Raw genomic sequence first — 21272 nt, 5'->3', positions numbered from 1 at the left:
TCGCCAATCAATTTTAGCTTCCGGCAACACGGTTGTGTGTATGCCCCTGCCCTACTGGACGGGGCACCTTGCCTGGAGTTTCTGGACGAATTGCGCCTGTGAAATCAGGCGATGGGAGGCCTTAGGAAAGGAAAAACCGGCGCCGGCGGAAAGACAATGGGATGGGAAGCGATGCCAGTAGAGCGATTGTCCGATGCCATTGGTGCAGCCATGGTTGATGCCAGCAACTGCATCGGCAAGGCGCATCCCGGCATGACACAACCCTTCTCTGATTTGTCGGCACGACAGCAACTCCCCTGGTTCATTTCGCCGTGGCCGGGGTGCTCGGCAGCGTCCTGAACGGTCGTGATCTGCCCGCCCACTTCGTCGCCCATAGCGCAATAAGCAGGCGCCGCCGCAGCGGAGACCTGCCACAACAACGCCATTATCAATAGAACGACAACACCTATGTCCCGGATCACCCAACCACACCTTTGTCTGTGCCGAATCGCTGATACTCTTCGCGATAGATCAATCTTTACCGGTCTCTCGCATATCCTGTTCGACAAGAATGGCGGATAACGGAGACATTTCATTGCTAATAATAAGAAAGCAGAACCAACAGCAAGATTACGCCAACATTACATAGTTGTAATCATGGCGTCATGCTGAGGAAAGACGTTTCCCTCTATGCTCAACGACAACGGTTACATGGTTCATAGTCGGCAATGCTGCATATCGAATTCATCGCGAAACCGCTTCGTAGGGAGTTCGCGCCAACCAAGGAGGCGACGCGTTTCTACCCCGAATTGCTGATAAATTGCACTGCCATTAGCTGGCAGAGGAGTGTCATCAATACTCCTCGCCCCAGGGTGCTGTCGGGCATACCCAATGATAAAAAGTTGGGGTACCCCGAAAATTCGAGTACTGCTTGACTTGTGCCCGGGACACAGGTTCATCATAAGTCGGCTGTTATTAAAACCTATGTCTATAACCTGTTACCTTGACATAGATCATTGTCAGACCTCGTGGAGGTATCTAGTCTTGACCATAAAGGTGACGAAAGGGATACGACCCAATGCGTGTCAATCAACTGGCCAGAGAGATCGGAGTGACCGCCGACACGGTACGCTTTTACACCCGTATCGGCTATCTCAAACCGGCAAAGAACCCTTCCAACGGCTACAAGGTATACAGTCCGACAGACCGGCGTCTGCTGCGTTTCATTCTGAGTGCCAGGCAACTGGGTTTTTCGGTGGAGGATATCGGTCGCATCCTGCATACCGCCGACCAGGGGCACTCACCCTGTCCGCTTGTCAGAGAGTTGATTCAGCAGCGACTGACGGAAAACGAAAAGCAATTTCAAGACAGTTCGCGGCTTCGACGGCGCATGATGGACGCCATCGATGCATGGAGCCGAAAGCCAGACCGGGAACCGACGGGAGACATGATCTGCCATCTGATCGAGGAGTTCAGTGATGACGGACTTCCCAGTTGAAGAAAAGTCCCGATCTGGAAATCATTAAAGGTCGGCATGATGGCGCAAAAATTTGTTTTAGTTGATTCTGGTGTCGCGGAAAGAGGAATAACCGAATGCATGTAGGTGCCTGGGGTTTGGCGATTATCGTCACCGTTGTTGTCTCGTGGTTGATGTACCGCTATCTGGCGCCGGAAAGCTGGAAAGAGTGGACGCGCGCAGGCGTTCTTCAGGCTTTTATTATTGCCTTCTACGCCGAGATGTACGGATTTCCCCTGACCATCTACTTTCTCGCGCGGTTTTTCGGCCTCGATCTGGCTTGGGGCGAAGGGGGCAACCTGTGGGCACAACTGTTTGGCACACCTACCGCTCACATCGTCGCCATGCTGATCGGCTATAGTCTGGTGTTCTTCGGTGCAACCCTGGTCGCTGACGGCTGGCGACGCATTCACCTGGCGCGACGCAGTACGATACTGATGACCGATGGCATCTATGCGCACGTTCGTCATCCACAATACACGGGTCTGTTTCTCATCGTCTTCGGCGAAGGGGTTGTGCACTGGCCAACCATTCTTTCTGTGATTGCGTTTCCAGTGATTTTGCTGGCCTACACGCTACTGGCTCGCAGGGAGGAGCGTCAGATGCTGGAACAGTTCGGCGATGAATACCGCGACTATCAACAGCGGGTTCCGATGTTCTTCCCCAATCTCAATGATCTACTGCGACAGGAGTCCTGAATGGACCTAGAAATCACGACCATCATCAGCGGTATTGTCCTTTTGCTTGTTTTCGCCCTTGTGGGTTGGAACCTGCGACGCAAGCGATCGAATTCTGAAAAGCCAGGAAGCAAAAATGAGCACTGAATCAAAATCTACAAACGCCCTGGCGAAACTGACTGTGCCGGGCATGGGATCAGACCATTGCGCCGGCATTGTAAAAACCTCGCTGAAGCGTCTGGACGGTGTGGATGAAATTACCACCAACATTGCCGCTCACCGCGTGGAAGCCCACTACGACCCCGGCAAGCTGGAACTGAGCGATATCCGCACAGCCGTGGAAAAGGCAGGCTACGACGTCGCCTCGGCCATTAGCTCCGGAGCTGGCAAAGGCGTCCAGCTAATTGTCCCGGGCATGGGCTCGGATCACTGTGCCGGTATTGTGCGCGAGTCTCTACAGCGACTCGATGGCGTCACGCAAATCAGCACCAGTATCGCCAGCCACAAGGTTCACGTTGAGGTGGCCGAGAGCGGCCCCACGGCTGACCAGCTCAGACAAGCGGTGGAAAAAGCCGGTTACGACGTTGCCCAGGTCTCTTCCGAGGCTGAGGATGACGATGTGGGTAAGGATGCCGATATAGAAGACGCCTACTTGCGCCAGGCGCTCAAGCGCTTGTGGATTGCCGGCGTACCGACCACCCTGATCATGCTGTTGATGATCCCCCACATGTTCTGGCAGCCAATCCCCGGTTATCTGGCCATTATCGCGGTGCTCGCGTTTCCGGTGGTGTTTTTGTACGGCGGCGCGGCCACCCATAAGTCCACCTGGCGCTCGCTCACCAACCGCACCTTTAACATGGATGTGCTGATTTCTATGGGCAGCGCGCCGCCCTACCTGATCGGTCTGGCGGGCTTTTTCGTCACCATGACCTCGTTTATCGAGATGGCCGCCACCATCATGACTTTTCACCTGCTCGGGCGTTATCTCGAGGCCAAAGCCAAAGGCAGAGCGTCCCAGGCGATCCGCAAGCTGTTGACCCTGGGTGCCAAAACCGCACGGGTGGAGCGCGACGGCGAGGAGCAGGAAGTACCCATCAAGGAGCTCCAGCCGGGGGATATCATGGTCATCCGCCCCGGCGACAAGGTGCCAACCGACGGCGAAGTAGTGGAAGGCGAGAGCCATCTGGATGAGTCCATTGCCACCGGTGAATCGGTACCGGTATACAAAGCGCCGGGCGATACCGTTATTGGTGCTACCATCAATAAGGAGGGGCGACTGCGGGTAAAAGCCACCAAGGTGGGGGGCGATACCTTTTTGTCCCAGGTGATCAAACTGGTGGAACAGGCACAGGGATCTCGGGTGCCCATACAGGAATTCGCCGATCGCATGACCGGGCGCTTTGTACCGGTCGTCCTCCTGATCGCCCTGGCGAGCTTTGTCATCTGGTTGGTCGCCGCCGATAGTCTGCAGCCGATACTGGTCTGGGGCGCAGGATTTCTGCCCTGGGTCGACCCCACAGCAAGCACTCCGGTGCTGGCTATTCTCGCTGCCATTGCAGTGCTGGTTATCGCCTGTCCCTGTGCTCTCGGTCTGGCGACGCCGACCGCACTAATGGTCGGCTCGGGTATCGGTGCCGAGCGAGGCATCCTGATCCGCTCCGGCGAGGCCATTCAGACCTTCAAGGACGTCAAGGTGATGGTACTGGACAAAACCGGCACCATCACACGGGGCGAACCCAAACTGACCGAAGTGGCCGTGGCCGAAGGCGTGACCGAGCAACAATTATTGCAGTGGGCGGCGACGGTGGAAAATGCCTCTGAGCATCCCATTGCCCGCGCCATTGTTGAGGGCGCCGGCGAGCGCAGTGTGAAGCCAGGCGAGGTGACGGAATTTCGTTCCACCGGCGCGCGGGGCGTTTCCGGAAAGGTCGATGGTGCGCTGGTGCTGATCGGCAACCGCAAGTTGTTGGCCGAAGAAGGTGTCAGCGGTCTGGACGCGCTGGATAAGGATCTTGAGGACCTGGAAGGACGAGGCCGCACCGCCGTGCTGGTCGCGGCTGACGGTAAAGCCTGCGGCATTGTCGCGGTGGCGGATACCATCAAGGAGGAATCGGTAGCCGCGATTCGCGGCATGCACGAACTGGGTTTGCATGTGGTGATGATCACCGGCGACAACGAACGCGCGGCGCGCGCGGTAGCCAGTGAAGTGGGCATCGATGAAGTACGGGCCGGTGTACTTCCGGAAGGCAAGGTGGATGCGATCCGTGAACTGCAGAAAAAGCACGGCGATCATGTCGCCATGGTGGGCGACGGCATCAATGATGCGCCGGCTCTCAAACAGGCCAATGTGGGCATTGCCATCGGCGCCGGCGCCGATGTGGCCATCGAGGCGGCGGATGTCACCCTGGTGCGTGGCGAGCTGACCGGGGTGGTGGAAGCCATGCATCTATCGCGTGCCACCTTTGGCAAAATCGTGCAAAACCTGATCTGGGCCAGTGCCTACAATGTGGCCGCCATTCCCATCGCCGCGATCGGTTTGCTGCACCCCATGATCGGGGTGATTGCCATGACCGTGAGTTCGCTCTCGGTGATTGGCAACTCACTCTTGCTCAAGCGGGTCAAGTTGAACGTGAGTAACCAACCTGAAACCGAGTAGATAACGAATCACCGAGTCCATAGGAGACACCATCATGTCAACCAAACCCGGATACTGGACCAGCCTTCACGGACTGGCAACACTCACTCTTATTGGCGCCGCACTCTATTTTCTCTTTGTGGAACACGGCGCCCACGTCCTTCCGTATCTCCCCTTTCTGATTATCCTGCTGTGCCCACTGATGCACCTTTTTATGCACAAGGGCCACGGCGGACACGGTCACGGAGAGCAGAGTCACGGCGAACACCAACATCCGGATGCGGAAGAGGCCTATCGCCGGGGGCTGGAGGAAGGCCGAAAAGAGGCTGACAAACGGCGCTAGTGTCAACCAACGGCAGATATTGGATACAACAGACGAGTTCAACCCTTACCAGACAACGTCGAATTTTCGACTTACCCACCAGGAGCGCAACATGAAACATTTGTCCAGACTAATCGCCCTCACCGCAGTGCTTGCACTTCCCGCCTTCGCCCAGGACAGTCATCAACACGGCGACGACAAAACGGACGGCGCCATGGGAAGGCATGATCAACCTATGGCATCAATGCACGAGCACATGCAGGAAATGCACACGCTGATGGAAAAGATAAAAACCGAGCAAGACCCGGAAAAACGCCAGCAATTGATGGAAAAGCACATGGATGCCATGCAAACCGGCATGCACAGGATGAGCATGAATATGGGCACATCACATCCGTCGGGCGACAAGGGCCAGGACATGGCGCCCATGAACATGGAAAAGTGCATGAGCATGATGGGCGAACACAGGAGCATGATGCAAGGGATGATGGATCAGATGAAGGAGCACCAGGCGCAGGAGAAAAAGCTGCGCAAGCATATTCACAAAAAATAGCCTGTACAGCAGTCCCGCTACCCCACTGCTGAACCTTCAAATCTGTCGGGCAGAAGGAGCCGCGTCAAATGAAGCACAAGGAACATCGACTGGGCGTTTCAGAGATCAACCTGGTGGCCCGTCACCTCGCACTGGTAACGCCCGTCGACACCGCACAACTGAACGCAGCCATTGCAGAAATTGACCAGTTATACGGTCTGGATGAGGTCGCTTTCGACGAGAGATCCGCCAGGCTCGATTTCTCCTACGATGCCTCCCGATTATGTATCGACTGCGTGGAGGAAATTCTGACAAAACACGGCATCCAACCCAGGCATGACTGGTGGACGCACTTCAAGGAAGAGTATTACCGCTTCGTCGATCAGAACGTCAAGGACAATGCCCAGCATGAACCCTGGAGCTGTCACCGAACACCCCGGCATAACCGAAAATAGGTGCCCACATGAACCAGGAACCACAGCAAAGACACAGCTCCCGAAGGGAAAAGTCGAACAAGCTCGTGAATTGGCGATACTGGTTTGTTTTCTGTGGTTTCACCGCTTTTGCCGCACTGCTTCTCCTGCAGGAGCACAGAGCCCATCTGTGGGGCATGGCGCTTTACCTGATACTGATTCTGTGTCCGCTAATGCTTCTGGTCATCTATCGGGAAGAAAAATCCCTGGATCGGTTGTTCGACAAAAAGGCCGAGGACGACAAGGAGAATAAGCCATGAATCATGAAAGCATACAGGCCTATGGGTTGTGGGGCCTGGTGATCATCAACTCGGCGGTTTTCATTTTCTTTGCGCTGAGTTTCTTCAAGCCGAAAACCCGCACGGACTGGCGCAGCTTCAGCGCATTCAGTGCTTTCCTGGTGGCATTATTTGCAGAGATGTACGGTTTTCCACTGACCATCTACCTGCTGTCGGGCTGGCTGCAATCCCGCTTTCCTCAGATAGACTGGCTGTCCCACGATGCCGGGCATCTCCTCGAAATGATATTCGGCTGGGAGGCCAATCCCCATTTCGGCCCCTTCCACCTGATTAGCTTTGCATTGATCGGCGGAGGGTTCTGGTTGATCTCCAGGGGCTGGCAGGAACTCTACGCCGCTCAAAAAGCCGGGGCACTGGCCACCCGGGGATTGTATGCCCGGATGCAGCACCCGCAATATCTCGGCTTTATCCTGATCATGACTGGTTTCCTGTTCCAATGGCCAACCCTGCTGACCCTCGCCATGTACCCCGTGCTCGTCTACATGTATGCGCGTCTCGCCAAAAGCGAAGAAAAAGCGGCAGAGGACGAGTTCGGGGACGAGTGGCGGGAGTACGCGCGCGGGACACCCCGATTTATTCCCGACTGGCGCAAAACGACAAGCCAGAACAGCTAAATGAATTGTAACGAGTTCCGTACCACAACGACTTGAAGGCACCACCGTATTTCACTTGAAAGATTGAGAGACAGACGATGAAGATCACGTTTTTGGGAGCGGCCGATACCGTCACAGGCTCACGCTTCCTGCTGGAGCACGGGGATCAACGGCTTCTGGTGGATTGCGGGTTGTTCCAGGGTGGTCCTGAAGCCGCCGCCTTCAACCGCGAAGCCCTGCCGTTCTCTCCGGGAACACTGGATGCCGTCCTGGTTACCCACGGCCATATCGATCATAGCGGCTTTTTGCCGGCCCTGGTGGCCAATGACTGCCGGGGGCCGATTTATGCCACCCCGGCCACCGCTGAACTGTGCGGCATTTTGCTGCCGGATTCCGCCCGACTGCAAAATGAGGATTTCGGCTATCTCGAACGACACGGGCTAAGCACGCCGGACCACGAGCCGCTATACAGCGAAGAGGATGTGGAAAAAACACTGAAGCTCTTTCAGCCACAGCCGATGCAACGGTCTTTCCCTGTCTCCCCCGGCGTGACCGCACAATTTGTCCCCGCCGGCCATATTCTAGGCGCCGCCAGCCTCTATCTGCAGGTCGGCGATCGACGCCTCTGCTTCTCGGGCGACCTGGGGCGCCCCGTGGATCGCATTATGCAACCCCCCGAGCCCTTCGCCGGCGCCGATTACCTGCTGGTGGAATCCACCTACGGCACGCGGCAACACCCCGCGACCGATCCCGCCCTGGCCCTGGAGCAGTTGGTTAATGAGACCGCTCACAGGGGTGGCACCGTGGTGGTCCCGGCCTTTGCGGTGGGCCGGGCCCAGAGCCTGCTGCACCTGCTGGCCAGGGCCACCGATGCGGGCCGGATTCCGAATCTGCCCGTGTTTCTCGACAGTCCCATGGCCATCAACGCCACCAAACTGTTCTGCCGTTACCCCGAGGCCCACCGCCTGAACAGCGATGAATGTGAACAAATGTGCGGTCGCGCCCGCTATACCCGCAAAGTGCAGGACTCCAAACAGATCTTCTCCCATGCTGGCGCCAAGATCATTATCGCTGCCAGCGGCATGGCCACGGGCGGTCGTATCCTGCACCACTTGAAGCACTACCTCCCGGACGCGCGCAACACCCTGTTGATCGTTGGCTACCAGGCGCCCGGAACGTTGGGGGCCAAACTGCAAGCCGGCGCCATGCAAGCCCAGATACTCGGCCAGGACGTGACGGTCGAGGCACAGGTCGCAACCATCGAGGGCCTCTCCGCCCATGCCGACCAAGCGGAACTCACCGCCTGGCTGCGGGAGGCCGATCCGCCACGTCAGACATTTGTGATACACGGTGATACGGAGGCCAGGCGCGGTTTCGCCGACCATATTACCCGCACACTGAATTGGACCACGATCTGCCCCGACAAGGGACAGACCATCGAACTGGAGTAAGCCTTGGATACCGCTGTTGCACTGGTCAAAGCCTATCTGCAAATCAACGGCTATTTTTGCGTGGCGGAATATCCGCTCATGGAGACTGCCAAAGGCGGCAATGTCCGCACCGTCAGCGACCTGGACATCCTCGCCTTTCGGTTTCCCCATGCCGGCCGGGAAACCAGTGTCCGCAAAAAACGCAAACTCCTCGGCGACGTGCGCTTCGAGCCGGACCCGGCGCTGGGCGCCCCGCGAGACAGCGCCGACATGATCGTCGGCGAGGTCAAGCGCGGACGGGCCCGGTTCAACCCGCCCGCCCGCAAACCGGACGTCCTGGCCGGCGCGTTGATGCGGTTCGGTTGCTGCAATCCCTCGCAAGCGAGAAACCTGGCGTATGAACTGCTCCAGCACGGGCTCGCCGAGAGTGAACACGGCCACAAAATAAGAATGGTCGCCTTTGGCGATGTCGACGACAACGAGGAACCCGATGTATCCCCTCACAAGTGGCACACCGTCTCCCTGGAAAATATCGTCGGCTGCCTGCAGCAACACCTGCATGACAACTGGGATGTCCTGCGCAAGGTGCATTTCAGCAACGACACCCTCGACCTGCTGGCCATTCTGGAACGTATCGAAAACGCCGCGGAAAACCGCCGGGAAAACGGGGAAACCGATTAATGGACAAGCAGTACCTGCTCAAACCGCGCCGGCTGGGTATCGACACCCACCAGGAACTGGTGGTCTATATGCGCGGCGATTGCCACGTCTGCCGCTCCGAAGGCTTCGATGCCCACAGTAGGATCCAGGTGAACGCCGGCGGGCGCAGCATTCTGGCCACCCTCAACGTCATTCACGGCGACTGGCTGGCCCCGGACGAATTCGGCCTTTCGGAGTCCGCCTGGCACGCCCTGACGCCCCAGGCGGGCGAGCGCGCCGGTTTCGCCCACGCCCCCACCGTGGATTCCATGAGTGCGGTACGAGCCAAAATCTATGGCAATTCCCTCGGCGACGCCCAGTTTAATGCCATCGTCTCGGATGTGTGCAAGGGATTCTATACCGACGTGGAGTTGGCCACCTTTCTGACGGCCTGCGCCAGTCGGGGGCTGGATCATGGGGAAACCGTCAGCCTGACCCGGGCCATGATCAACGTCGGGGAGCGCCTCAATTGGCACCGGGAAATAGTCGTCGACAAACACTGCGTCGGGGGCCTGCCCGGCAACAGGACCACGCCGCTGGTGGTGGCGATGGTGGCCGCGGAAGGCCTGGTGATGCCCAAGACATCGTCCCGAGCCATCACCTCCCCGGCAGGCACCGCCGACACCATGGAAACCCTGGCGCCCGTCGCGCTGTCCATTGCCGACATGCGCCGGGTGGTGGAGCGGGAAGGCGGCTGCATTGCCTGGGGCGGCGCGGTGTCCCTGAGCCCGGCCGATGACATACTGATCCGTATCGAACGGGCCATCGATCTCGACAGCGAGGGGCAACTGGTGGCATCGGTGCTGTCCAAGAAGGCCGCCGCCGGCGCCACCCATGTGGTGCTCGACCTGCCGGTGGGGCCCACGGCCAAGGTGCGCAGTGAAAGCGACGCCCGGCGCCTGGGGGCGCTGCTACGCGACACCGGAGAAGCGATCGGGCTGGCGGTGCGGACGGTCATCACCGACGGCATGCAACCGGTGGGACGCGGCATCGGCCCCGCCCTGGAGGCCCGAGATGTGCTGGCAGTGTTGCAAAACAAGGACGACGCACCCGCGGATCTCAGGGAACGATCCCTGCAGTTGGCCGGCGCGATTTTCGAGTTGGCGGGACTTGCCGCTGAAGGCAGCGGCACGGTTGTAGCAGCGCAGGCCCTGATCAGTGGCAGGGCCTGGCGAAAATTTCAGGCCATCTGCGAAGCCCAGGGCGGCATGCGCACGCCGCCGTCAGCGGCGCAGACGCAACCGGTCCCGACGCCCCGAGAGGGTGTCGTAAGCGCTATCGACAACCGCGTACTGGCGCGAATCGCCAAGCTCGCCGGCGCACCCGGCGCCCCCGCAGCCGGACTCGACCTGCATGTGAGACTCGGCGACCGGGTCGAACAGGGCCAGCCCCTGTTCACCCTGCACACCGAGACCACCGGGGAGCTGGCCTATGCCCTGGAATACCTGCAAACCCATCCGGATGTCATTCGCATTGCCGGAGATTCGGAGGGAGGCAGTCCGTCCCAATGAGTGCCGACTGCTCCGCAAAGATCGCGCTCAGTATCAATACCGGCAGCCAAAGCGTACGGTTGGTCAGCTACTGTGTTGAAGCCAATACAGTAAATGAGCTGAAACGGCTTCATTACGATGAGTCCGACACAGCGATTGATCCGCTGTCCGTTTTACACGGCCTGCCCACCCCCGCGCTGGTGACGCACCGCTGGGTGCATGGCGGCGACTGGCTGACCGGCCCGCGCCGGTATCGGGCAGACGATGCTGCAGAACTCGACAGGCTCGCTGCACTGGCGCCCCTACACAACCCCAAGGCCCATCGCTGGCTGGAAAGCGCCCTTGGCTGTTGGCCCGACGCCCAGCAAATCCTGGTTCCGGACACCGGATTTTTCCGCACAATGCCCGAAGTCGCCTGGCGGATTCCGCTGCCCCGTGACCTCTGTGAGGACCACCATTTGCGGCGCTACGGCTTCCACGGTCTCGCCCACGCCGCACTGTGGCGCGCGCTGCGTGAGCGCAATCCGGACAGCGCTGCCGGGCGCGTCATCACGCTACAGCTGGGCGGCGGCTGTTCGGCGGCGGCACTGTTAAATGGCCGCCCCCGCGACACCTCCATGGGCTATTCCCCCTTGTCCGGATTGGTAATGGGCAGCCGCCCCGGCCATATCGATGCCGGCGCGTTGCTGGGCCTGCTGCCACATTACAGCGTCGAAAAACTCGCTGCCATCCTGAATCAGGCGTCCGGTTTGCGGGGTGTCTCCGGCGAATCGGGCGACATGCGAACCCTGCTGGCGAGCCGGCGGCCAGAGGCGGCTGTGGCCATCGACCAGTTCTGCTACCGCATACGGCAGTACATCGGCGCCTATGCCGCCGTACTGGGCGGCCTCGACGCGCTGGTGTTCGGCGGTGGCATCGGGCTGCATGCGGCAGTGATCCGCGAGCGCATCGTGCAACCGCTGGCATGGCTGGGGTTGCACATGGATACCGCAAGGAACGCCGGCCTCGACGACGACGGCGGTTACATCGGCACGCCCGACAGCCCGGTCGGTCTATACGCGCTGGCCGGCGACGAGGAACGTGAACTCTGCGAACAGGGCCTGGTACTGGAGAGATCAGAATGAGCCACGAACAGCATCGCCTGGCGGTGCTCGCCAGACAATACCGCGAACACGACGAACGATTCGCCCACTGGGCACAGGGCTATGGCGCGATCCGGCACCGGGACGACACCCAGGTCCGCATTTTCCGCCTCGCCTGCGATCTGGAAGAGACTGGTCGGGTACCGGACAAGGCCACCGTTTTCGACAGGCTCGCGGCGGCGGACCGGTTGGCCAGTGCGGGCATGTGGCTGGTGGTTCACATGACCTACGCAAAGAATGTCTATCTCGACGGTCGGCCGCTAGATACGGGGGATTTCAAGCGCGATCCCCAGGGCCATACCGGCGGCTCGCTGAATATGGTACCCGCCTATATTGGCTACCTCACCGCCAACGCCCTATCCGGCGTCACCCGCAGCTGGCTGATGGGTCAGGGCCACTGCGTGGCAGCGGTGGACGCCTGCAATGCGCTGGCGGGCAACATGGAATCCGCCCATGCCGCCCGCTATCACTGGTCGGACGAGGGGCTTGCCCGTCTGACACGGGATTTCTACGCCTATGACCTGGACGAAAACGGCCGCCCCGCCTCACCCCTGGGGAGCCACGTCAATGTCCATACCGCCGGCGGCCTCCACGAGGGGGGCTATCTTGGCTTTGCGGAGCTGGAGTACGTGCACATGCCCCTGCCCGGCGAGCGCCTCGTGGCCTTTCTCAGCGACGGCGCCTTCGAAGAGCAGCGTGGCAGCGACTGGGCGCCCCGCTGGTGGCGGGCAGAGGATTGCGGTCTGGTGACGCCGGTGATGATCGCCAACGGCCGGCGCATCGAACAGCGTTCCACCCTGTTTCAGCAGGGCGGAGTCGAGTGGTTCGCCGACCACCTGCGCCACAACGGCTTCGATCCGTTGTTGATCGACGGCACCGATCCGGCGGCGTTCGCCTGGGCCATCATGGAAGCCGAGGGCAGACTGCAGGGCTGCGCCGACGCCATCAAAAGTGGGGCCACCACCTATCCGGTGCCATTGCATTACGTTATCGCCGAGGCCACCAAGGGTTACGGCTTTCCCGGTGCCGGCACCAACCGCGCCCACAACCTGCCACTGCAAGGCAATCCGGCCCAGGACCAATCGGCCACTGCGGAATTCAACAGCGGGGCGGCGCGCCTGTTCGTGCCCGCAGAGGAATTGCGAGGCGCCCGGGACCGACTGCAAAATCACGATATTCAAGATAGACCACGGGAAAAGGACCATCCCCTGACCCAGCGCGCGGTGAGCCTTGAAAATCCGGTACCGCCGTCGTGGCACCCCGTGGACGGTAACGAATCGCCCATGGCAGCTCTCGACACCTACTTTGTCGTCCTCACCGAGGCCAACTCCGAATGGCGGGTGCGCATCGGCAATCCCGACGAGTTGCGCAGCAACCGCTTCGGTAAAACTCTGGAACGCTTCCGGCACCGGGTCTACAGGCCGGAACCGGATGCCGATGAGGCGGTGGACGGCGCCGTGATTACGGCCCTGAACGAGGAAGCCGTGGCCTGCGCGGCGCTGGGCAACAAGGGCGGCATCAACCTGGTGGTCAGCTACGAGGCCTTTGCCGTGAAAATGCTCGGCATCCTGCGCCAGGAGATTATCTTTGCCCGCCACCAGAAGGAGGCCGGCAAATCGCCCCGCTGGCTGTCGGTCCCCTTCCTGCTCACCTCCCACACCTGGGAGAGCGGCAAGAACGAGCAGTCCCACCAGGACCCAACCCTGGCCGAGGCCCTGTTGGGGGAGATGACCGACACCAGCGTGGTACGCTTCCCGGTGGACGCCAACAGCGCCCTGGCCGCCCTGGCGGATTGCTATCGCCGCCAGGGGGAAATTCATGCCCTGGTGGTACCCAAAGGAAAGCTCCCGGTGGTGCTGTCCGGGGAACAGGCCCGCCGGCTGGTGAACGAGGGCGCCATCTACCTGCGGGGCGATGCCGGAGCCGGCGTCCAGCTGGTGGCCATCGGCGCCTACCAGCTGCAGCAGTGCCTGCTGGCCTGGCGGCGCCTGGAACAGCGAGGTCTGAGCGCCGCAGTATTCTGCCTGCTGGAACCCGGCCGGTTCCGGGAATCCCCTCGGGATGCGCTGGAAGCGGATTGCCAGGCGAGGGTTAACGAGATGCTGCCCTCCGGGGCCGCACGCGTGGTTCTCACTCACACCCGCCCGGAGGCGATCCGGGGACTGCTGCCAGCGAGCCGCGTCATGCGGGTGCTGGGCTACCGCAACCGGGGCGGCACCCTGGACGTTGAAGGTATGCTGTTCGCCAACGGCTGCAGCTGGTTGCATATCCTCGCCGCTCTCGCGGAACTGACGGGCGACAATATTTCCCACTGGCTGACTCCCGCCGAACGGGACGCCCTTGCCGGCCGCATCGATCCCCGCCCTCTGCTTAAAACTCAGGAGGACTCATGACAACCACCTGGCACAGGCTTTATAGCCTCCACGAGGACAGAGCCCTCGCCCAGAGACTCCGCGAATCACTCAGCCTTGAGGAAGGAAGGTTCGACATGCGCCACTTTCCCGACGGCGAAAGCTATCTGCGGCTGCTGGACGAGGTCCAAAACCGCAATGTGGTGGTACTGGCGGATCTCTATCAACCGGATCGACGCATCCTGCCCCTGCTCCTGCTGACCGAAACACTTCGGGATCTGGGTGCCGGCGCGGTATTGCTGGTCTCGTCCTACCTTCCCTATATGCGCCAGGACAAACGCTTTCACAGCGGCGAGGGCGTGACTTCACGGTATTTCGCGAAACTGCTGTCCCGCTACTTTACCGCGCTGGTGACTATCGATCCCCACCTGCACCGCTATCATGACCTGTCGGAAATCTATGACATTCCCACCCGGGTGGGCCACGCCGCACCAATGATAGCCGAATGGATAGCGACCAATGTCGACAAGCCCGTGTTGATCGGCCCCGACAGCGAGAGTGAGCAGTGGGTGGAAGCGGTGGCAAAACAGGCCGGCGCCCCATTTACGGTGTTGAGCAAAACCCGCCATGGTGACCGTGACGTCGAGGTCAGCGTGCCCCAGATCGAGCGCTGGCTGGATCACACCCCGGTGCTGGTGGATGACATCATCTCCAGTGGCCATACCATGCTGGAAACCCTGTCGCACCTGGAACGCCTGGGGCTGCCCCGTGCTGTCTGTATCGGCGTACATGGCGTCTTTGCCGAGGGTGCGGACGAAAAACTCACTGCCGTGGCCCAGCGGGTGGTGACCAGCAACGCCATCCCCCACCCCACCAACGCCATCGATATCGGCGGTCTTCTGGCGGCCAGCATCCAGGAGCTGGATTGAAGCGCCATGCAGTACGCGTATCTGATCTGGAGCCTGATACTGCTGGGAATCTGGGGAGCGATTTTCGCGATGCGGCAGCAGCTGAGAGTCAAAATGCTGCGCATGAGCCTGATCACCGCTCCCCTGGGCTTGAGCGAACCTCTGTTTGTACCCGATTACTGGCTTCCACCCACCCTGTTCGATCTGGCCGAGCGTACCGGCTTCGACCTTGAAAGCCTGATCTTCGCCTTTGCCGTCGGAGGAATCAGCAGTTCAATCTATCCCGCGCTTGTCCCCGTGGCAATGGCCCCCGTAGCCGGTACGGAACGCCATCATTCCCGGCATCGCTGGCACAAAGTGGTGCTTTGGACGCCGATCGTATTCTTCCTTCTTCTGGAGGTGATTACTGCCTGGAACCCCATTTACACAGCGTCGCTGGCCATGCTGTCCGGGGGGATCGCCAACGGTTTCTGTCGACCGGATCTGTGGCGGCCCATGCTGCTCGGGGCCGTCATTTTCACCGCTCTCTATTTCGTCTATTTTTCCTCCCTCGTGGCCTTTTATCCGGCCTATATCGATCACGTCTGGCGCCTGGAACACCTGAGCGGCTGGTTGGTGGCCGGTGTCCCGGTGGAGGAGTTACTGTTTGCCGCCACACTGGGTTTGATGTGGTGCTCTCTGTACGAACACCTGTATTGGCGGCAATACCTTCCCCGGTCGATACCATGAAAGGCTATCCAGTAAAAGCGGATGTCGCCTGGATGGTGCTGGTGGCGTTGCTCTGGGCCATCTGCTTCCCCTTCATCACCATTGGCCTGCCGGACGCCCCGCCACTGCTGTTCGCTGCCCTGCGTGCCTTTCTCGCCGCTGGACTGCTCGTCCTTGTGTGCATCGTGCAGCAGCATCGCGAGCCTTATCTGCTGAACCTCCGAAACCTGGCACATCTGGGATTGATCGGATTGGCGTACACGGCGATGGGCTTTGGCGGAATGTTCCTCGGCGCCGGACACCTGTCGCCGGGACTGGCAACGGTCCTGGCAAGTACTCAGCCGCTAATTGCCGCGGCAATCGCCGCGGGCTGGCTGGGAGAAAGCCTGAAGGCCAAGGGCATAGTGGGGCTTGCCATTGGTTTTTTGGGCGTAGCCTTGTTGTCCTGGCCGGGATTCGGCGATGACAATAACGGCTACCTATGGGGAATTACCTGGGTGCTGATGGCGGCTATTGGAACGGCAATAGGCAATATTCTGCTGAAAAAGGACGCTGGTGGCGCCATCGCTGCGCCCATGGCAATCCAGCTTTTGATCGGTGGCACAATACTGTTGCTCGCCTCAGCCATGGCCGGTGAGCGCTGGGACGTTGGCTGGACTCTCCGGTTCACCGGCTCCCTGCTCATTCTCTCCGCGCTGGCTACAGCTGCGATGATATTTCTATGGTTCGGCCTACTCGCCCGAGCCCCCTTGAACAAATTGAACGTCTTCAGCTTTCTGACCCCGGTGTTTGGGTTGCTGATCGGGTTTCTGTTCTTTGAAGAGCGGCTGCGACTTGTTCAGGTGCTGGGCATTCTGGTTGTTCTTTGCGGCATAGCCCTCATGCAAGCAAGAAGCGCCGCCCTCGGACCTGACAATGAGGCAACTCCTTCTTAATCGCTGCAACCAATACTCCCTGCAAATGGACTGATCGGAGAAACCTACAACGGAGCAACGTGTGATCGAACGAATACGCCAAGGGACATTTACCATCCCGGAACATAGACGCAATCCGCGCATTCCGGAGCTGCCACTGGCGGGGTTCGGTTTTCTGACGCATTTCGTTTGGGAGATGCTTCAGGTACCTTGGTTCACCGGATTCGCGGCGGCATCTCACGGCTCGGTGGTTTGGTTGTGTATACAGGCTACGGGCGGCGATGTCTTGATACTATTGGCCAGTTTCTGGCTGGCATCAATCATCTCTGGAAATCGGCACTGGCTCCTTGAGCGCGAACGGAAGCCAGCCGTCATCCTGGTTATCACGGCTCTCATCGTGACCGTCGTCCTGGAGTGGCTGGCGACGGGCCCGCTGGAACGATGGACATACGCGGATTCCATGCCGATCATCCCGCTGCTGGGCGTGGGCCTTGCCCCGTTGCTGCAGTGGCTGCTGTTGCCGCCGTTGATAATGTGGCTGGCGAGGCGGCATATGCTCGGCCACGTCGCTCTTCAGTTCCACAACTCAGGCTAACTGCCTCAAAATATTGACAGGCAGGACATTTAAGGAAAGTCACTAGCTTGAGCCAGACACATTGACAAAACACGCCCGTCAACGCAGGGGCGATAATGGAAAAAGTCCATTTATTACGACAACCAACAGAGGAAATACGTTATGGATAATTCGAGCGCACCGGGTATCCGTTTGTGTACAGCCCCATTAGGCAACACACTGTCGTTAGTGCTGGTCATCAGCTACCTGCTGTGCGTGGGCTTTGGCCTGCTCGCCCCGGCACAGATGCGTATGTACGAGGCGTGGGCTCCGTTATTGCCTGGCTTCGAATGGCTTACGTGGTCCGGCTTTTTGATTGGCTTGGTTGAAGCCTATTTATACGGTTGGTATTTCGCGGTTTTGTTCGTTCCCTTGTACCGCTGGTTCTCCAGAGGCGGCAATTGATTGCATGATAGCCATTGTGGATCGAACGTGCCGCCTGAAAACATCCGTTCATTATTCGCAGGTTGTTGGGCATTTTACTGAATCCCGTCATTCATTTCCATGCAACAGCAAGTGAGCCCTCTATGAACAGGTTAACGATATTTCTGAGGGAGTATCTGGGTGATGTGGGACTGGTGTTCTACGTCTCCGTATTGATTATCACCGCTTTCGTCACCACCGCCGCACTGTATCCCGACGCTGTGGAATCCACGGCCCAGCAAATTCTCGATCTCACCGCCAGGAATCTCGGCTGGATGTATCTGGTGGCAACCACCGGCTTTGTGCTGTTTGTCCTGTTTCTCGCCTTTTCCAAATCTGGAAGCATTCGCCTGGGAGCGGAGGACGAAGCACCGGAATTTTCCTTCAACAGCTGGCTGGCGATGATTTTTTCCGGCGGGATGGGTGTCGGGCTGGTTTTCTGGGGCGTGGCCGAGCCGATGATGCATTTCAATGACCCTCCCCTTGGCCTTGCCGAACCCCGTACTGCCGAAGCGGCGCAGCTGGGAATGCGCTACGCGTTCTTTCATTGGGGATTCCACCAGTGGGCGAACTTCACGCTGGTGGGGCTGGCTATTGCCTATGTGCGTTTTCGTCACAACAGTCGCGGCTTGATCAGCGAAAGCTTCCGCCCATTACTGGGCGATCGGGTGGACCGGGGTTGGGGTGGCATCGTCGATATCCTGGCGGTGATCTCCACTGTATTCGGCGTCGCCACGACCCTGGGCCTCGGGGCGCTTCAGGTCAACAGCGGACTGGCCAATCTGGGCGTAGCCGCCTACTCGACGACCTCACAATTCTACATTCTCGGGGGACTCGCAACCCTATTCATCATTTCGGCAATGACACCCCTCAACATGGGGATTCGCTATCTCAGCAACGCCAATATGGTGCTCGCCGCTGGGCTGTTGGTCTTTGTACTTGCCACGGGACCCACCGGCTTTATCTTCGGCGAACTCACCCAGACGATGGGCGAGTACCTGGGCAATATCATCGAGATGAGCCTGGTAACCACGCCCTATTCCCACGAACACTGGGTGGAGCAGTGGACCATATTCTACTGGGCCTGGGGATTGAGCTGGGCACCCTTCGTGGGCAGTTTCATTGCCAGGATTTCCAGGGGCAGAACCGTCCGTGAGTTCGTCCTGGGCGTGATGATCGTTCCCGTGGGTCTCAGCATGTTGTGGTTTGCCACCTTCGGTGGCTCCGCCATCTACTTCGACTTGTTCGACGGCATCGCCATTGCGGATGCCGTGTCGAAAGAAGTGCCGGCCGGTCTTTACGTGCTTCTCGATCAACTGCCCTGGGGCGGGTTCGCGGCCATCCTGACCGTGGCCCTGGTCTCCATGTTCGTGGTGACTTCTGCGGATTCCGCCACCTTTGTGCTAGGCATGTTCACCTCCAAAGGGGTTCTGACGCCGACACGGTTTGTTCGCATCCTCTGGGGAGCTCTTCAGCTACTCATGGCTTCCGTCCTGTTGCTGAGCGGTGGCCTGAACGGGCTGCGAACCGTATCCATTATCGCCGCGTTCCCCTTTATGTTGCTGATGGTGCTGATGGCATTCTCCCTTCACAAAGACCTCGCTGCGGAAATCAGGCGGCGGGAGGAAAAGCATCAACTGCTCCATACCCGAATGGAACAATGGCTGATGCGGGAATCCGAGCGGGAAGCGGAGCGCCGGGAAGAAGAGGAGATTCATCCAACCGCCCCGGAGGAATGTCCCGCGTTGAAGTGCGACAGCTAGCCCATTTGAACCGTATTCATTTGGGTTTGTGATTGTGGCTAAAAGTTGCCTCGACAACCTTTTCCCGCTCCGGCAGCCGTATTTTCAACCGAATACGGTAGGGACCCTCGCTTCTCAATGAGAAATAATTGCCATAGCTGACGGTATCGGCGATGTGCATCATCTCCAGCTCCTTGCGTTGGGGCGTCAGGCCCAGTTCCACAACCTCCGCCTTCACGAACGCCTCCGTGATACGCTGACCTGTGGCATCGTCGAACAGTGTCACCACCAAATGCACAGGAGAGCCCCCACCGGGCACGCCGCCATGCATGCGACTTTCCTCATGGGCGGCCGGGTGGCCCTGAACGACCTGGGCCGGCATCAGGCCAATGTAGATCGCCACGCCGTCGGCAACCTGGAAGTTCCCGGTGACATCTTTCGCTGCGACTGAGTTGAAGATCATCAGGCTCCCCAACAGTAAGGTGATTCTGGCCAATGGATTTATTAACTTTGCATACATGCCACGTTTCTCCTCAATTTGATGATCCCGCCATCGGCTTTCAGCCGCTGGAGTATTCACAGTCCATTAAGATTTCGCCAGTGCTGCGAATAACATTAGCGTGAGGCTGAACTCAGTTTCAAAGCCAATGTCTCGCACTCCAGCCGATGAATTCAGCCATTCTAGCGCTCAACGGCCGCCGCGACCAAGGTTGTTGGCGGACCTCCAGCGACTCGTTCAGATCGTTCTCGAAGAGAGTCGCCAGGGCGGTATTCAGCGCGTGGCACTCTGCCGCCAGATTGAGTTCGTAATTGATGAACAGGCTTCGGTAGTCAAAGTTGGCTGTTCCCACCGTGCTCCAGTCGTCATCCACGATCAGGGTCTTGGCGTGCAGTACACGGGGCTGATATTCAAATATCCGGATACCTGACGCCAGCAAACTGGAATAGGCCGCTCGCGCAGCCCACTGAACGAAGGGCACATCGCTCTTTCCCGGCACCAGCACTCTGACATCGACACCATCCACTGCCGCCCGGCACAGGTCACGCTGGGTTCCCGAATCCGGCACAAAATAAGGCGTCGTCAGCCACACCCGTTTGCGCGCTGACTTGAAACGGTCTTTCAGATGGCAGCGCAGGCGAAAACGACAGGCATGGCCGTGATTGGTGAGCAGCTGAATCCCGTCCTGGTCGTCACCACACCGCCACTTCAGATCACCCCTTCCAAAGGATTCATACGCTCTGCGGGCATCGTCAACCACCGGGCCACAGAGGCGGAAGTGCGTATCGCGCCAGCGGGCTTCCCCGGAAATTCGCCGCGAGTTGAGCGCCGTGATGTTGAAGCCGCCCAGGTACGCGACCCGGTCGTCGACCACGGCGAGCTTGCGATGATTGCGACGGTGAAACAGCCAGGGTTTTCGCCACTGCCAGGGGTGGCACCAGATAAATTTGACGCCCGCTGCCTTCAAACTGTGAGCCGACCCGCCGGAGAAGCCGAAATGCGAGCCCACAGCATCGACCCTCACGCGCACATCCAGACCACGCCGGCTGCAATCGCTGAGGACCTTCATGAATTCCCGCCCTACGGCGTCGTCGGCAAAAATATAAGATTCCAGCCAGACTCGCCGTTGCGCCGTGGCAAAATCGGAAAGCATGGCGTCAAACAGGACGTCTCCCTCGACAAATACCTGAATGTCGTTACCGGCGCACTCGGCGACGAGTGTTTGAGTTTCGGGCTTACTGTCCGCTGTCATAGGCATGGCATTGGGTTTGATGCTGGGGCTCGGTAACGGTAATCTCATGGTGCCACAAACCAATGCCTGTTGGCG

Annotated in this window: 23 protein-coding genes; 20 read left to right on the top strand and 3 right to left on the bottom strand. The window is 59.3% G+C overall.

The window, feature by feature from the left end; translation table 11 throughout:
• Nucleotides 1-104: 104 nt before the first annotated feature.
• Entirely contained in the window at nucleotides 105-461 is a 357-nt protein-coding gene (locus QZ516_RS02000; RefSeq protein WP_297185461.1) for a hypothetical protein, read from the bottom strand.
• A gap of 596 nt (nucleotides 462-1057) precedes the next feature.
• Here QZ516_RS02000 and QZ516_RS01995 point away from each other — a divergent pair.
• The 20 genes from QZ516_RS01995 to QZ516_RS01900 all read left to right on the top strand — a co-directional run bounded on the left by QZ516_RS01995 (nucleotide 1058) and on the right by QZ516_RS01900 (nucleotide 19467).
• Nucleotides 1058-1477: a MerR family transcriptional regulator gene (locus tag QZ516_RS01995; protein ID WP_297185458.1), complete on the top strand. Its 420-nt coding sequence runs from the start codon at nucleotides 1058-1060 to the stop codon at nucleotides 1475-1477.
• A gap of 95 nt (nucleotides 1478-1572) precedes the next feature.
• A complete protein-coding gene (locus tag QZ516_RS01990) occupies nucleotides 1573-2193 on the top strand; it encodes an isoprenylcysteine carboxylmethyltransferase family protein (RefSeq protein ID WP_297185455.1) in 621 nt (206 codons plus the stop codon).
• Nucleotides 2194-2319, top strand: coding sequence for a hypothetical protein (locus QZ516_RS01985; protein ID WP_297185452.1), 126 nt, complete (start codon nucleotides 2194-2196; stop codon nucleotides 2317-2319).
• Nucleotides 2309-4828, top strand: a complete 2520-nt coding sequence (locus QZ516_RS01980) for a heavy metal translocating P-type ATPase (protein WP_297185449.1) — start codon at nucleotides 2309-2311, stop codon at nucleotides 4826-4828. Before QZ516_RS01985 ends, QZ516_RS01980 begins: the two co-directional genes overlap by 11 nt.
• Nucleotides 4829-4862: 34 nt before the next feature.
• Entirely contained in the window at nucleotides 4863-5150 is a 288-nt protein-coding gene (locus QZ516_RS01975) for a DUF2933 domain-containing protein (protein ID WP_297185446.1), read from the top strand.
• A gap of 91 nt (nucleotides 5151-5241) precedes the next feature.
• Nucleotides 5242-5682 (top strand): hypothetical protein, encoded by a 441-nt coding sequence (locus QZ516_RS01970; protein ID WP_297185444.1) that lies wholly within the window; start codon nucleotides 5242-5244, stop codon nucleotides 5680-5682.
• Nucleotides 5683-5750: 68 nt separating this feature from the next.
• Nucleotides 5751-6116 (top strand): cation transporter, encoded by a 366-nt coding sequence (locus QZ516_RS01965; protein WP_297185441.1) that lies wholly within the window; start codon nucleotides 5751-5753, stop codon nucleotides 6114-6116.
• 8 nt (nucleotides 6117-6124) lie between these two features.
• A complete protein-coding gene (locus QZ516_RS01960; RefSeq protein WP_297185437.1) occupies nucleotides 6125-6394 on the top strand; it encodes a DUF2933 domain-containing protein in 270 nt (89 codons plus the stop codon).
• The gene (locus tag QZ516_RS01955) at nucleotides 6391-7047 is read left to right on the top strand and encodes an isoprenylcysteine carboxylmethyltransferase family protein (RefSeq protein WP_297185434.1); all 657 of its coding nucleotides are present in this window, start codon (nucleotides 6391-6393) and stop codon (nucleotides 7045-7047) included. Before QZ516_RS01960 ends, QZ516_RS01955 begins: the two co-directional genes overlap by 4 nt.
• A gap of 77 nt (nucleotides 7048-7124) precedes the next feature.
• Entirely contained in the window at nucleotides 7125-8477 is a 1353-nt protein-coding gene (locus tag QZ516_RS01950) for an MBL fold metallo-hydrolase (protein WP_297185431.1), read from the top strand.
• Nucleotides 8478-8480: 3 nt separating this feature from the next.
• Complete coding sequence (locus QZ516_RS01945) at nucleotides 8481-9137, top strand: hypothetical protein (RefSeq protein WP_297185429.1); 657 nt, start codon at nucleotides 8481-8483, stop codon at nucleotides 9135-9137.
• Entirely contained in the window at nucleotides 9137-10666 is a 1530-nt protein-coding gene (locus QZ516_RS01940) for a thymidine phosphorylase family protein (RefSeq protein ID WP_297185426.1), read from the top strand. Before QZ516_RS01945 ends, QZ516_RS01940 begins: the two co-directional genes overlap by 1 nt.
• Nucleotides 10663-11769: a hypothetical protein gene (locus QZ516_RS01935; RefSeq protein ID WP_297185424.1), complete on the top strand. Its 1107-nt coding sequence runs from the start codon at nucleotides 10663-10665 to the stop codon at nucleotides 11767-11769. The genes QZ516_RS01940 and QZ516_RS01935 overlap by 4 nt, the downstream gene beginning before the upstream one ends.
• A complete protein-coding gene (locus tag QZ516_RS01930; RefSeq protein WP_297185422.1) occupies nucleotides 11766-14180 on the top strand; it encodes a xylulose 5-phosphate 3-epimerase in 2415 nt (804 codons plus the stop codon). Before QZ516_RS01935 ends, QZ516_RS01930 begins: the two co-directional genes overlap by 4 nt.
• On the top strand, nucleotides 14177-15067 hold the full coding sequence (locus QZ516_RS01925; RefSeq protein WP_297185420.1) for a ribose-phosphate pyrophosphokinase: 891 nt from the start codon (nucleotides 14177-14179) through the stop codon (nucleotides 15065-15067). The genes QZ516_RS01930 and QZ516_RS01925 overlap by 4 nt, the downstream gene beginning before the upstream one ends.
• Nucleotides 15068-15073: 6 nt before the next feature.
• Nucleotides 15074-15775, top strand: coding sequence for a lycopene cyclase domain-containing protein (locus QZ516_RS01920; protein WP_297185419.1), 702 nt, complete (start codon nucleotides 15074-15076; stop codon nucleotides 15773-15775).
• Nucleotides 15772-16689 carry a DMT family transporter gene (locus tag QZ516_RS01915; RefSeq protein WP_297185416.1) on the top strand — a complete coding sequence of 306 codons (918 nt, stop codon included), beginning with the start codon at nucleotides 15772-15774 and terminating at the stop codon, nucleotides 16687-16689. Before QZ516_RS01920 ends, QZ516_RS01915 begins: the two co-directional genes overlap by 4 nt.
• Nucleotides 16690-16750: 61 nt before the next feature.
• Nucleotides 16751-17263, top strand: a complete 513-nt coding sequence (locus QZ516_RS01910; protein WP_297185413.1) for a hypothetical protein — start codon at nucleotides 16751-16753, stop codon at nucleotides 17261-17263.
• A gap of 141 nt (nucleotides 17264-17404) precedes the next feature.
• Nucleotides 17405-17686 carry a DUF5676 family membrane protein gene (locus QZ516_RS01905; RefSeq protein ID WP_297185410.1) on the top strand — a complete coding sequence of 94 codons (282 nt, stop codon included), beginning with the start codon at nucleotides 17405-17407 and terminating at the stop codon, nucleotides 17684-17686.
• A 122-nt stretch (nucleotides 17687-17808) separates the two neighbouring features.
• The gene (locus QZ516_RS01900) at nucleotides 17809-19467 is read left to right on the top strand and encodes a BCCT family transporter (protein ID WP_297185408.1); all 1659 of its coding nucleotides are present in this window, start codon (nucleotides 17809-17811) and stop codon (nucleotides 19465-19467) included.
• Between the two features lie 16 nt (nucleotides 19468-19483).
• Here QZ516_RS01900 and QZ516_RS01895 read toward each other — a convergent pair whose 3' ends face one another.
• Both QZ516_RS01895 and QZ516_RS01890 read right to left on the bottom strand, forming a co-directional pair.
• Nucleotides 19484-19909, bottom strand: a complete 426-nt coding sequence (locus QZ516_RS01895; protein ID WP_297185406.1) for a hypothetical protein — start codon at nucleotides 19907-19909, stop codon at nucleotides 19484-19486.
• Between the two features lie 175 nt (nucleotides 19910-20084).
• Nucleotides 20085-21245 (bottom strand): phospholipase D-like domain-containing protein, encoded by a 1161-nt coding sequence (locus QZ516_RS01890; protein ID WP_297185403.1) that lies wholly within the window; start codon nucleotides 21243-21245, stop codon nucleotides 20085-20087.
• Nucleotides 21246-21272: the final 27 nt, after the last annotated feature.

It is taken from the genome of uncultured Porticoccus sp. (assembly GCF_913061305.1).
Classification (GTDB): Bacteria; Pseudomonadota; Gammaproteobacteria; order Pseudomonadales; family Porticoccaceae; genus Porticoccus.
This window is presented reverse-complemented; position numbering and strand designations above follow the sequence as displayed.